Source organism: Pseudoalteromonas sp. NGC95, from assembly GCF_015864705.1.
Taxonomy (GTDB): Bacteria; Pseudomonadota; Gammaproteobacteria; order Enterobacterales; family Alteromonadaceae; genus Pseudoalteromonas; species Pseudoalteromonas arctica.
In genome coordinates this window covers 39,262-51,822 of the sequence record NZ_JADYWR010000027.1, presented here as the reverse complement: position 1 = coordinate 51,822, position 12,561 = coordinate 39,262, and the positions used below count along the sequence as shown (strand labels likewise).

Here is a 12,561-nt window from a genome sequence, read left to right as displayed (position 1 = left end):
TTTTAGCAGCTTCTTTAGCAAACGCTTCGAGTTCTTCTTTATTCATGTTCATCGCCTAATCCTTAAACTCTTGATAGAGTAAATTATGATAGGCAGTTACACAAAATTAGTTACACCCTCATTAAAACAGGAGTCGACATTACTAATACAACCCTGTTTAAAAGCTGTTTAAAAAGAGCTGTTAAGGCTTTTCACAAGTTTAGCAGCCCAAAGGGTAACTAAAACTTAAGAGACCGTATAACCTCATCAACAATCAGGCGTAGCTTTCTCTGTAATTCATAATAATCTACTTTATCTAGCTGATCCCAAGTGTCGAACTTACCTTCAATAAACAGCTTATAATACGTATTTTCAGTTATGCGTTCTGCTAGCAGTTTAGAATGATTGCTACGAAACTGTAATTTTTTGAGTTTAATGGAAATTAGAAATAGGACGTCTTGGAGGCTTAATATCAATTTTTCTAGTTCTTTATATTTATCTGTGAAAATATATCTGAATTTAGCTTCATGGAAAAAGGCTTTTTCTCTTTGAGCCATAAACTCCTGCCAGATTTCATGCAATTCTTTTTCTAATCTATTATTTTCAAACCTTATATCATCCTTATCTTCATCATCCAATTCATTAAAACCTCCCGTCAGCTCTCCATCTTTGTTCTTAAACCCTGTTGTTACTGAGTGGTAGTTTGAAGCAATCATAACAACGTTACTTGCTAAGTAATTCCTTAACTTCGGTAACGTCACTACTTGCATTCCAATTCGTTCATTCAAGCCTCTCTGCCTTAAGTACTCTTTCCTTGCATACATGAAAGCAGCAGTTGCTATTAAAAAGCTAGCAAAACTTCCGAAACTAGAAAACTTACCAGCTAACGATTCATCACAAAAAAAAGTAACAATTAGCCCCGTCAACATGAAAAGTCCTAGCAAAAAATACATAAGAACCTCCCAGTATGGAGAGACTACATCATCTAAATATTTATCTATTTTCCTGAACATTTTAGTTCGCATCCTTTGATTTTGATTGTTCTTCCTTCTTACTACTAATATTTACTTTTTTAATAAGCTCCATCATCAGTTCTTGTGTATTTAAAGGGAAACTGTCTTGTTGAGCTACATTTGTTTGCCTAGAAGCAAAAATCCGTTCAGCAATTGAAATTTTAATTCTATTTTGGTCTGCTTCTGGGAGTGATGCAATGTAAGGTGTAATTGCTTTTAAATCTAATGCTGTGTGATGGTAGTTATATTGTTGCTCGCGGTGCTTTGTTGATTCTCTAGACAAATAAGCAGCTGGGATTGATAGAATAAAAACTAACACAGTTCGAAAAATAGAACTTTCCCAGCTAAAACCAGAATGAGTTGAATCATAAAATGAATAGCAGACGATATATATAATAATCGCCATACAAGATATTGACCCAACTCTTAACCAATTAGCCGCTTTTTTCTCGTCTGCTGCACTATGGTCATAATCTTGTGCCATTACCCTATTAGCAGTCTGCCCTAGAACTTCATCCATTTGCTCTTTTTTCTCTTCCAACTCAGCTAAAGTGGTTTCGAATAGTTCTTCAATTACATTAGCCTTAGTCCGTAATACCTCAAGATTATTGTCTATTGCAATTTCAACCTCATTTGTTTTACTTTGGAATTTTTGAACCATTTTGTCTGTTTGCTGTTTATGATCACTAAATTGAGAATCTAATTCTTTACCTATAACTTTCAAGGACTCAGCGATAATTTTCTTTTGAACTTTAGAGTAGTCAAACGACCTAGCGTCCTCTAACTCAAGTGTTCCAACTTTAGTTGCATTAAAAGCTTGTATGAGTTGATTTACTTTTTTAGATACAGTTTGTATCAATAATGATACGTGATCATTAACTTCTGAGAGCTCCTGAGCTGTCTGTAAAAAATTATCAAAGTTAACATCTAAACTGTGTAGGTGATTTGAAATAGTAGCTAATAGTAACTCGGGCTTACTTATATAGCCCTGCATGCGATATGAACCCACTTCAAATTTACTTAAGAAATTATCGTCCGCAACATTTGCTAACTCGGAAAGTTCACCGGTAATATTCTGAAGATCATTATCAATAATAGTCAGTTGCTTAACTACACTGCTAATTTTAGAATATGAGTTTGTTTTATTTATATATTTTTTAATTTCGGTAAAGTCATTATTAATTGAATTTACTATTTCAAAGATTTCTTTCACTAGCATGAGTCCATTCCTGATTATTTTTATTGTAAATTTACATCTATTCTACATAACTTCTTATAGATTAAACTAAAAAGTCACTCAATACCTCAATCACTTCTTTCTCATCATCCTGAAGAGCCATAGGGGTCAAATCTTGACTTCATACATCATAATTAATTAGCTGTTTATATTCGCCGAAACTCAAATAAGTTACTGTGTTGGATGGCGCTTCGCTTATCCGACCTACGTTTTCAAATATATAATGCGGGGTTATTGGCCGTGGGTATTGGCCGTGGATATGGAGGTTCGTTGGGTTTCGCTACGCTCTACCCAACCTACGAGTTTGTCTTAAATTTTTACGCAGACGAAAATGGCGTTGCCTGAGCGCTGTGCCCATGGGGTTATTTTGTCGTAGTCATGTTCAAATATGTGGATTTCGAAGTACGGTTTTAAGGCTTCTTTAAGCTCGGTATAACTAAAAGCGACCATTGGGTGCTCGTCGTGCCATACGAGTGTTTTGTCTACGGTGGTTTTTTCTATGTTGAGTTTTAATAGCTGTTTATTGCCTGTACCACTGTAGTGCCAGCCAGAGCGAAATGTGAAGAAGCTGTTTTCGCTTGTTGCGGTGTGCTCTACAAATGAATCGCTGTCAATTTTGTTTTTATCAACGGTGTTAAAGCAAAATATTCCACCTACGTTTAACGCGCTGTGTACGCTAGCAAGGCATTCTTTTAGCTTATTAATGCCGTCGCAGTAATGGATTGAATACAAAAAGCAGGTAATTAAATCCAAGGGCTCGGTTACTTTAAACTCACTCATGTTTTGCAATGAAAATTGCGCTTCTGGACAACGAACTTTTGCTTTATCGAGCATTGGCTGGTTTAAATCAAGCCCACTACTTTTATAGCCGTAATCAATAAAGTGGCGTACATGCGGGCCGGTGCCACACGCTAAATCGAGATGGGTGTTTGCGCCATTACCAAAAATTTGGTGCAGCCTGTGAATAGAATTGCTTTGGGCTTGATAATCTATATCTGCGCACATTAAGTCGTAGTAATCAGAAAGGTCGGTGTAAAGCGCGTTTGCGGACATATAAGCCTAGTGGTAAGTAGTAGAATATTTTTAAGTCGCGCATAGTAAACTAATTAGCACAATTAACGAAGAAGATATGAGTTTTAAGGTAGATGTAATCTTAGGTTATAAATTTTAGGTTATAAAGTACAAGCTATAAAGTACGGGGTTGTCGGATGGCGCTTCGGTTATCCGAGCTAAGTACACGACCTACGCAATTTAAATATTATAGAGCATTGTTAAAAATTGTGTGAAATTGGAGATTCGTTGGGTTTCGCTACGCTCTACCCAACCTACGTACTATAACTTTAAGCTGGCTTTAACTAATTCCTAAATACTTATGTACTTGTATTGATAGGCGCCAGTTTTTGGCTATGCAGGTGTCGATTGCTAATTTGGTTGCCGATACTTTTTGGCTAATTGGCTGCAAATAAACAAGCTTTGGATTAACGCCTGTTTTAGCAAATAATTCTTCAAGCTCTTCTACGTGCTTTTGCATGGCAACGGGGTGTTTAATTTCGTTTGCACGCTTCATGGTGCTGGTAAGTACTTCATAACCGCCGCGCATATTAATTTTTGGCGATACCGTTACCCATGTTTGCTCTGGGGCGAGTATTTCAAACGTGCCGCTGGTTTCTATTTGTGTACTAAAGCCGTGTTCGTGTAATAAGTTACATACTGGATTTAAGTCAAACATGCATGGCTCGCCGCCGGTAATTACTACGTGCTTTGCGGTATAGCCACGTGATTGAAACAACGCTAAAATTTGCTCTGCACTGGCGTTAGCCCAATGATCTGAGTCGGCTTTTTTTTCTACGGTTTCGTCCAGCGATACTTTATATACATTATCAACATCCCACGTTTGCTTGGTGTCGCACCAAGAGCAGCCTACAGGGCAGCCTTGCAGGCGTAAAAATATTGAGGGTGTGCCAGTAAAGCTAGCTTCACCTTGAATGGTTTCAAACACTTCATTAATTTTGTACAAAAGAGATCTCACTTACTACCTAGCAGCCAAATTGCTACTATTAAAAAACCAAAAAGCGCTGTGCAAAAATTGTTATTTAAGCTGCGGCCGTGTAGTATATCGCGCCCTGATATAAACCTCTATTAAAACTAAGAGCAAAACAGATATGACGCAAAAAGTAGTTGTTATTTATTCCGGCGGTATGGACTCATTTACCGTATTAAATAAAGCCCTGCAACAAGGCCATGATGTATATGCCCTATCATTTGACTATGGTCAGCGTCATGTAAAAGAGCTTAAAGTGGCGGCAAGTGTGTGTGAAAAATTAAACGTTCCACACAAAATTGTTGATATTTCGGCGATTAACCAACTTATTGGTGGCTCATCACTTACTGATGATATTGATGTGCCTGAAGGCCATTACGAAGAAGAAAGCATGAAAAGTACGATTGTACCTAATCGTAATATGATTTTGCTCTCGCTTGCTGTTGGTTATGCGGTATCACTTAAAGCTGGCCAAGTTTATTACGGCGCTCACTCTGGGGATCATGCTATTTACCCTGACTGCCGTCCTGAATTTGTGCAAAAAATGGATGATGTATGTCGTATTGCTAACTACGACGCTGTAGAAATTTTTAGCCCATACTTAAACAATACTAAAATTGGTATTTTAACCGACGGTATTGAAATGGGTTTAGATTACAGCCAAACGTGGACTTGTTATAACGGCCGTGAAAAGGCCTGTGGTAAATGTGGCGCGTGCCAAGAACGCCTTGAAGCATTTGCACTAAATAACATTACTGACCCGTTAGAATACGAATAAGCACCAATTAATTAGTAATACAATTGCTGTAAACAAAAAAGGCTATCATCGATAGCCTTTTTTGTTTAATTTTAACGAATGGATATAAATTACAACCAGCGTTTTACGCGCGCTTTGTAAGCGGTAAACTCTTCGCCAAATAATTTAGTGAGCGCACGCTCCTCGGGTATTATTTGAAAAAACGTTAAATACGCAATAAACCCTATAATACATAAAAGTGCCCACAAGGAACTTAACCAAATACCCCACCCTGCTAAAATAAATGCAAAACCTACGTACATTGGGTTACGCGAAATCCGATAAATACCGCTAGTAATAAGTTTTGACGCTTGCTCAGGTTTATTAGGGTTTACAGTGGTGTTTGCTATTTTAAAACTCACCACCCCTGCAATACAAAAAACACACCCTATAATGACCAAACTTGCTGCTAAGTAGGTAATAAATGCGGTGAAATCAATAACACTATAATGCGCAATAAGCGCCATTATGCCTGCAAAAAACAGCACAACAATAACGGGAGGTATTTTATTATTTAACATGGCAACTCACTGTATTGGCTAAAGTATGTTTATTATATGGTGGCTATGCAGCCATTAAACAATATCTAAAGTGTATAAATGATGAACACGCTCAAAGCTTGGCTTAAGTGAACTATACAAATTAAGTTACAATTGTCAGCTTTATCAAAAGCGCTTAAAGGTTATACTTTAACCATAAACGAATAATAAAATGATAAGGAATGAGGTTATGTCTGGAACTACGATGATTGTACTTATTGTGCTAATTTCGGTTGGCTCAGGAGTAGTTTACGATATGTATAAAAAGCATCTTGAGTTTAAGCATAAAATGCAAAACAACAACAGCGATGCCCATAAACAATTAGCTGAAACAAATGCACAAGTGCTTGCATTAAAAGAGCGTGTACAAACACTTGAGGCTATTGTTACCGATTCAAGCTTTAGCGTTAAAGATGAAATTAATAAGCTTTAAATTGTTATAAGTAATTTGGATATAAATGTGCATTTTCTGGCTGCTCAATGCCATGAGCAGCTAAAAACCCACCAATAGCTTGCCCGCAGCCCTGTGGTGCTCGCCCACTGTCTATCTCAAAATTTAACTGATTAGCATGTTGCTTACCCATAGAGCAAAGCCCTACGGTACTTGGCGAGCGCATAGCGATACTTAAGTTACCTATTTGCTCAACCACAACGTGTTTACTAAAGCGGGCAAAACCTTTGTACTTAAATTGCTCGTTTACGTAATCATTGCTTGTGGCTACTAATGCTGTAATTAAGGCGTGTAAAAAGCTATTAGCGGATGGATCTGCTGTTAAAAACGCGATTTTTTTTTTATTAAACTCGCTAAGTTGGCAATCTTCACACAACAGCTCAACAGTATATAAATGTTGCTCGGCTATTTGCTGCTGGCTCTTAAGCTCAATACTTTTTCCTGCAAATACAATACGTTTAAGCACTTCATCAACACGGCTTTCAGCACTTTCACTTTTAACAAGCTCAGGGTTTTGCGCCATTACCGGTAAGTCGTGATGGTTATTAAATGGCGTACTTGTTGCGCCGCTTTGCATTAACTGAAAAAGCTCTCTTACTTCATGTTCACGCGCTACTTTTAACGCTAAAAATGCAGTTTGAATAAGTTCTGAAGTAGGTAAGTTTTCCTCTACTATCCAGCGTCTGCCAAATAATAGTTTTTTGGCTTTGCCTTCATTTGCAGAAGCACTTTTTTGATAGTTATCTGGGCTCAGCACTGCTACTTGCAGGTAAATTTCTTCACCTTTTTGTGCAGCAAGCACTCTAAAGTGAGCCGAAAACTCAATACTCTCAAGCACTTCGTTTACGCTTTCAAGCGTGTGCTTGTAACGTAAAAAATGTTGTGGCACCACCCAGCTGCTATTAGCCAATTGCACAAGGGGTGCATAAGAAATAGGTTGCTCGTAGCTGTGTTGCCATTTTTGCTCATTGCTAAGCAAATGATTAATGTGACTCTTGTTATCTGACATAAATAAACCAAATAAACTCGCGTTGTGCGATATAAACTATGAACACATTACGTCGTCAATGTCGTAATTAGATCACATGTACGCCCTACTTTCGGGCTTTTTTAACTATCGGTGAGTTCTTGATAGTCTGTTATAACTTTTTGATAGTATGGCTTATCTTTATTGAGCATTTTATTATAATGATTTATGAGTTGCCGCTGGTACATAGCGTGCTCTGCACTACTAAAATCCCACATTTTATTACCGGTGTGACTAATCTCATTATTGCTACTAAAGCTCACTTCAATCACTTCATAAAAACGTTTGTTGTCGTAAACTATTTGTTCACTTACAAGCCCTAAACCTAATTGCTTTAAACCGACTCGCAACTTATAAGTGTGATGCACTGGGCATAAAATAAACAGAACATTATTTAAATGCTCACTTACGTTATTAGCAATAATTTGTTGTATTAAACTTAACAACAGCTCACCGCCAACACCTGCGATTACAACTACTTGGCTTTTACTTTGAGCAATTTCAATTTTGCCTACATCCTGACATAAGACCTGCCACTGCGGATTTTTATTACAGGTTTTTTGTAATTTATTAATAGATGATAATTGCGTTTCTAGGTCGTTCATTAAAGTGGCGACTATATCTACAAAAATAACCTGGTTTGCAGCTGCGCGTTTTAATAGCGCCATGCCTAAATAACCATGGTCGCAGCAGCAATCCCAAATAATATCGTGATGCTGCGAAATTAATGTATCAATGGCAGTTAGGCGTTTGCTGAGCTTCATTTAATCAGCAGATTGTGACGTTTTGTAGATAAGTGCTTTTAAGCTTCTGTCGCTGTCTACTTCAATAAAACGCTCGGTAGGGGCTAGGCGCTCAACAAATTCAATTGCGCCTTGGGTGTGCTCGTTTATTAACGCTTTAAACGCCTCTTCGCTAAGCTCTGGGCTATTAGCGCACAATAACAATTGTGTGGTATCACAAAGTAGCTCTGGCATCCTGCGCAGCACTTTTTGATAGTCTTTAGTTAATATAAAGCTGCCTTTTTGAAAGCTTGGCGGATCAACTATAATTAAGTCAAACGGGGCTGCTTTTTTTAGTTTTCCAAACGACTTTAAAATATCGTGAGGTAAAAAACTTACGCCACGCTCAAAACCATTTAATTGATGGTTTTGCTTGCCGACTTTAAGTACACCTTTGCTCATATCCATGTTCATTACATGATCTGCTCCGCCTTGCATTGCTGCAAGCGAAAACCCACACGTGTACGAAAATAAATTAAGCACTTTGCCATGCTTACTATTAGCCATTACAAACTCACGGCCGCTGCGCATATCGGGAAATATTCCGGTATTTTGACGGCTCTGTAAATCAACCAAAAAACGAATGCCGTTTTCAGTTACAACATGCGGGTTAGGTAATTGCCCATAAACCACAGTGTTTTGGCTTTGTACACCAGCGCGTTGCTGATACACAAGTGAGCTAATAAGCTCTGGCTGGTTTTTTTGTGCCCACTGCCACACAACGTCGGTAAGCTCGGTTAGTGTTTGCTCGTCAATTTCGTCGTACGAAACCAAAAACAAACTGGGCGGATAAAAGTCTAAATTAATATGACTTAACGCCTCAACACTATGGCCACGGCCATGAAAAACACGGCACAGTTCATTTTTTAAAATTGGCGCATCTTCAAGCGCGGTAATAAGAGGGGTAAAGTTTGCTGTCATTTTTAATTAATCAACTGTTGTTGTAGTTCATGTATTTCATCGCGAACAGAGCCCGCTTTTTCAAATTCTAGATCGCTTGCGTATGCATGCATTTTGGTTTCAAGCTGCTTAATTTGCACTGTAATTTCTTTCGCACTAAGTACCTTTTTAGAGTCTTTACGAACAAGTCTAAGGTTATCTTTAGGGCCGGCTTCTTCGCCTACATCCATCGCATCAAGAATCTTTTTGGCTAGTGAATGCGGTTCAATACCGTGTTCAATATTATAAGCATGCTGAATTTCGCGTCTGCGCGCTGTTTCGTCCATGGCCTTAGCCATCGATTTTGTAATTTTATCGCCGTATAAAATAGCGCGGCCATCTAAGTGACGTGCAGCACGACCAATGGTTTGAATAATTGAACGCGCTGAGCGTAAAAAGCCTTCTTTATCGGCATCAAGTATGGCTACTAACGCCACTTCTGGCATATCCAGGCCTTCTCGAAGTAAGTTAATGCCCACTAACACATCAAACACACCCGCACGTAAATCACGAATAATTTCAACCCGTTCAACCGTGTCTATGTCTGAATGTAAGTAACGCACTTTTACGTCGTGCTCACTTAAGTAATCGGTTAAATCCTCAGACATACGTTTGGTCAAAGTGGTTACAAGTACGCGTTCGCCCTTCTCTACACTTTTATAAATTTCTGAAAGTAAGTCATCAACCTGATCGCCCACCGGGCGCACTTCAATAAGTGGATCAAGCAGCCCTGTTGGACGAATTACTTGCTCTGCTATTGCGCCCACACAACGGTCTAACTCAAAGTCGCCTGGCGTTGCCGATACATAAATTGTTTGTGGTGAAATAGCTTCAAATTCTTCAAAGCGCAGCGGCCTATTATCCATTGCTGAGGGCATTCTGAAGCCATACTCAACCAGGTTTTCTTTACGGCTTCTGTCGCCTTTATACATTGCGCCAATTTGCGATACGGTTACGTGCGATTCATCAATAATCATCAATGCGTCGTCTGGGAGGTAATCAAGTAATGTGGGTGGCGGATCGCCCGGCGTACGGCCCGATAAATAGCGGCTGTAGTTTTCTATACCAGAGCAATAACCTAGCTCCCGCATCATTTCTATATCGTATTGCGTACGCTGTGTTACGCGTTGCTCTTCTACTAATTTATTTGCACTGAGTAACTGGGCTCTTCGATCTTTTAGTTCTTCTTGTATTTTATCGATAGCACCGAGTATTTTTTCACGCGGGGTAACATAGTGTGTTTTTGGATAGATAGTGGTACGTATTATATGTTTTTCGACGGCGCCAGTAAGCGGGTCAAAAATACTTAAGCGCTCTATTTCGTCATCAAACATTTCTACGCGAATTGCGAAGGTGCTAGATTCTGCTGGAAATATATCAACCACTTCACCACGAACACGATATGTACCACGGCTAAAATCTATATCGTTGCGGGTGTATTGTATTTCAGCTAGGCGACGCAGCATGTCGCGTTGGTCTACTTTTTCGCCCACTTTTAAAAGTAGCATCATTTTCATGTATGATTTAGGGTCGCCCAAACCATAAATAGCCGATACCGACGCCACAATAATAGTGTCGCGACGCTCAAGCAGTGCTTTGGTCGCACTTAAACGCATTTGTTCTATATGCTCGTTTATCGAGGCATCTTTTTCAATAAATGTGTCGCTAGATACAACATAGGCTTCTGGCTGGTAGTAATCGTAATACGATACAAAATACTCAACCGCATTTTTAGGGAAAAACTCTTTCATTTCCCCGTATAGCTGCGCGGCAAGCGTTTTATTGTGCGCCATTATTATTGTTGGACGGTTTAAATCGTTAATAATATTAGCCATGGTAAAGGTTTTACCTGTACCGGTGGCACCTAATAAAGTTTGGTGTGCAAGGCCTGCTTCTAATCCTTCGCATAGCTGCTTAATCGCTGTGGGCTGATCGCCTGCTGGTTTAAAATGTGATTTTAACTGAAAATGGTCGCTCAATTATTGCACTCCTGTAACGATTCGCCGCTCAGCGCTTCTAGTTTTTTCATAAACCATTTGTATGCCACTATTGCTGTAAATAAGTTACCTAAAGCAGCGCCAATAAATAGCCCTAATAATCCGGCTATTTCGTTGCCTACATAAGCAAATGGTACATAAAATATGAATAACCGAATGACACTTAATACCAATGCGTACATTGGTTTGTGTAAAGCATTAAACGATGAATTTGATAATATGATCACCCCTTGTAAGCCATAGCTTAGCGGGATGGTATAAATAAAGAGTTTAATTACATCTATTACGGCTTGTTCTTTACCAAATAATTGGCTTATAACACCTGAAAATGCAATGAGTAATACGTAAATGGCAAATTGCCATACCATCACAAATTTTAGTGTGCCGGTATACGCTTCTTTAACGCGGCATAATTTGCCAGCGCCAAAGTTTTGGCTAACAAATGGCGGTAATGTCATCGATAGCGCAAGCACTAATATACTTGCAATAGATTCTATTCGGCTTCCCACTCCAAATGCGGCTACGGCTTCTGGCCCGTGGTGCGCAACCATAGCGGTCATTACGGCCATTGCAACCGGTGTAAGCATGTTTGCGCCGGCAGCAGGCAAACCAATTTTTAATATTTTACGAATAGCGCCCGTCACTGTTTGCTTGCCTGCTTTTAGGCTCAACAAGCGCTTTTTAACCGCTAATATGTATAAAATAATAACCACAGCAACCGACCATGCAATAACGCTTGCTATGGCCGCGCCTTGAATACCTAACGCTGGTACTGGCCCAAAACCAAATATCAATATAGGGTCAAGTATCGCGTTTATAAGCCCTGCTCCGCCCATTACTATACTTGGCGTTTTTGTATCGCCACTGGCGCGCAGTACCGAGTTACCAATCATTGGAGTTATTAAAAATACACTACCGATAAACCATATATTCATGTATTCGTGTATTAACGGCAATACTTGTGCGCCCGCTCCTAGCAAAGTAAATATGGGGTCAATCAGTAAATACCCAACAGATGACAACACAATAACCAGAACCACACCAACCATTAAAGAAATACTGGCGTCAAAACGCGCTTCATCTATTTTATTACTACCGAGCGCTTTTGCTATTACTGCCGATGTACCGATCCCCAGCCCTATTGCTAAGCTAATAACGGTAAAGGTAACCGGAAATGTAAAGCTCACCGCTGCAAGCGGCTCAGTGCCTAGTAAGCTTATAAAAAATGTATCGACAATATTGAACATCATTAGCGTGATCATGCCGAATATCATCGGGATGGTCATCGTCTTTAATGTGGGCAAGATGGGATCGTTTAGTAAATCTGGGCGAGTCTGGGATTTTGAAATTGCGCGCATGAAATAAATAGGCCTCTTTTACTGAACGAATCATTTTAAAGCATCAAGGCAGTTCAAGCCACGGATTTATCACTACAATTGAAGTAATTAAAGAAGTAAAGATTCGAAAAAATAGTAAAACTTAGTTTTTGCATCTTTTTGTTAAAATAGAGCCTAAACACACCAAAAACCAATTAAAACACATTTTTATAACTTTTATTACAAACACCCAGTGATATATGATGCTTTTTTACACAAAGGTACTGCTTGGTTTATCGTTACGAAAAAATTCCCTCATCGAGTTGCATACATTCAGCATCAAATCATAACCCATTGTTTTATATTGAATTAAAAATAGTGATTTAAAAGCTTGAAATCGTTGTAGCACCCTAAACCATTGGTGCCGATGATGTTCTTAAAGTT

Annotated in this window: 12 protein-coding genes; 2 read left to right on the top strand and 10 right to left on the bottom strand. The window is 39.0% G+C overall.

What is annotated here, in order from left to right; translation table 11 throughout:
- Positions 1-218: 218 nt before the first annotated feature.
- The 4 genes from I6E70_RS18285 to queE form a co-directional block, all read right to left on the bottom strand.
- Positions 219-908 (bottom strand): hypothetical protein, encoded by a 690-nt coding sequence (locus I6E70_RS18285; RefSeq protein WP_197189344.1) that lies wholly within the window; start codon positions 906-908, stop codon positions 219-221.
- 85 nt (positions 909-993) lie between these two features.
- Positions 994-2,211, bottom strand: a complete 1,218-nt coding sequence (locus tag I6E70_RS18280) for a hypothetical protein (RefSeq protein WP_197189343.1) — start codon at positions 2,209-2,211, stop codon at positions 994-996.
- Positions 2,212-2,538: 327 nt separating this feature from the next.
- On the bottom strand, positions 2,539-3,282 hold the full coding sequence (locus I6E70_RS18275; RefSeq protein WP_197189342.1) for a class I SAM-dependent DNA methyltransferase: 744 nt from the start codon (positions 3,280-3,282) through the stop codon (positions 2,539-2,541).
- A gap of 298 nt (positions 3,283-3,580) precedes the next feature.
- On the bottom strand, positions 3,581-4,246 hold the full coding sequence (gene queE / locus I6E70_RS18270; protein WP_002960417.1) for a 7-carboxy-7-deazaguanine synthase QueE: 666 nt from the start codon (positions 4,244-4,246) through the stop codon (positions 3,581-3,583).
- Positions 4,247-4,391: 145 nt separating this feature from the next.
- Here queE and queC point away from each other — a divergent pair, with 145 nt between their 5' ends.
- On the top strand, positions 4,392-5,048 hold the full coding sequence (gene queC, locus I6E70_RS18265) for a 7-cyano-7-deazaguanine synthase QueC (RefSeq protein ID WP_007583902.1): 657 nt from the start codon (positions 4,392-4,394) through the stop codon (positions 5,046-5,048).
- 89 nt (positions 5,049-5,137) lie between these two features.
- Here the strand turns inward: queC and I6E70_RS18260 are convergent, their stop codons facing one another.
- Positions 5,138-5,587, bottom strand: coding sequence for a methyltransferase family protein (locus tag I6E70_RS18260; protein ID WP_007583901.1), 450 nt, complete (start codon positions 5,585-5,587; stop codon positions 5,138-5,140).
- A gap of 208 nt (positions 5,588-5,795) precedes the next feature.
- Here I6E70_RS18260 and I6E70_RS18255 point away from each other — a divergent pair, with 208 nt between their 5' ends.
- The gene (locus I6E70_RS18255) at positions 5,796-6,038 is read left to right on the top strand and encodes a hypothetical protein (protein WP_007583900.1); all 243 of its coding nucleotides are present in this window, start codon (positions 5,796-5,798) and stop codon (positions 6,036-6,038) included.
- A gap of 4 nt (positions 6,039-6,042) precedes the next feature.
- Here the strand turns inward: I6E70_RS18255 and I6E70_RS18250 are convergent, their stop codons facing one another.
- The 5 genes from I6E70_RS18250 to I6E70_RS18230 all read right to left on the bottom strand — a co-directional run bounded on the left by I6E70_RS18250 (position 6,043) and on the right by I6E70_RS18230 (position 12,159).
- Positions 6,043-7,065 carry a hypothetical protein gene (locus I6E70_RS18250; protein ID WP_197189341.1) on the bottom strand — a complete coding sequence of 341 codons (1,023 nt, stop codon included), beginning with the start codon at positions 7,063-7,065 and terminating at the stop codon, positions 6,043-6,045.
- 101 nt (positions 7,066-7,166) lie between these two features.
- Positions 7,167-7,847 (bottom strand): tRNA (adenine(22)-N(1))-methyltransferase TrmK, encoded by a 681-nt coding sequence (locus I6E70_RS18245; protein ID WP_197189340.1) that lies wholly within the window; start codon positions 7,845-7,847, stop codon positions 7,167-7,169.
- Positions 7,848-8,786, bottom strand: a complete 939-nt coding sequence (locus I6E70_RS18240; RefSeq protein ID WP_197189339.1) for a class I SAM-dependent methyltransferase — start codon at positions 8,784-8,786, stop codon at positions 7,848-7,850.
- 2 nt (positions 8,787-8,788) lie between these two features.
- Complete coding sequence (gene uvrB / locus I6E70_RS18235; RefSeq protein WP_007583893.1) at positions 8,789-10,783, bottom strand: excinuclease ABC subunit UvrB; 1,995 nt, start codon at positions 10,781-10,783, stop codon at positions 8,789-8,791.
- The gene (locus I6E70_RS18230; protein ID WP_197189338.1) at positions 10,780-12,159 is read right to left on the bottom strand and encodes an MATE family efflux transporter; all 1,380 of its coding nucleotides are present in this window, start codon (positions 12,157-12,159) and stop codon (positions 10,780-10,782) included. The genes uvrB and I6E70_RS18230 overlap by 4 nt, the downstream gene beginning before the upstream one ends.
- Positions 12,160-12,561 lie beyond the last annotated feature (402 nt).

Excerpts from the sequence above, each read along its gene's own strand:
- I6E70_RS18260 (WP_007583901.1), bottom strand. The coding sequence starts at position 5,587 with ATGTTAAATAATAAAATACCTCCCGTTATTGTTGTGCTGTTTTTTGCA.
- I6E70_RS18275 (WP_197189342.1), bottom strand. The coding sequence starts at position 3,282 with ATGTCCGCAAACGCGCTTTACACCGACCTTTCTGATTACTACGACTTA.
- I6E70_RS18250 (WP_197189341.1), bottom strand. The coding sequence starts at position 7,065 with ATGTCAGATAACAAGAGTCACATTAATCATTTGCTTAGCAATGAGCAA.
- I6E70_RS18280 (WP_197189343.1), bottom strand. The coding sequence starts at position 2,211 with ATGCTAGTGAAAGAAATCTTTGAAATAGTAAATTCAATTAATAATGAC.
- I6E70_RS18230 (WP_197189338.1), bottom strand. The coding sequence starts at position 12,159 with ATGCGCGCAATTTCAAAATCCCAGACTCGCCCAGATTTACTAAACGAT.
- I6E70_RS18245 (WP_197189340.1), bottom strand. The coding sequence starts at position 7,847 with ATGAAGCTCAGCAAACGCCTAACTGCCATTGATACATTAATTTCGCAG.
- queC (WP_007583902.1), top strand. The coding sequence starts at position 4,392 with ATGACGCAAAAAGTAGTTGTTATTTATTCCGGCGGTATGGACTCATTT.
- I6E70_RS18255 (WP_007583900.1), top strand. The coding sequence starts at position 5,796 with ATGTCTGGAACTACGATGATTGTACTTATTGTGCTAATTTCGGTTGGC.
- I6E70_RS18240 (WP_197189339.1), bottom strand. The coding sequence starts at position 8,786 with ATGACAGCAAACTTTACCCCTCTTATTACCGCGCTTGAAGATGCGCCA.
- I6E70_RS18285 (WP_197189344.1), bottom strand. The coding sequence starts at position 908 with ATGTTGACGGGGCTAATTGTTACTTTTTTTTGTGATGAATCGTTAGCT.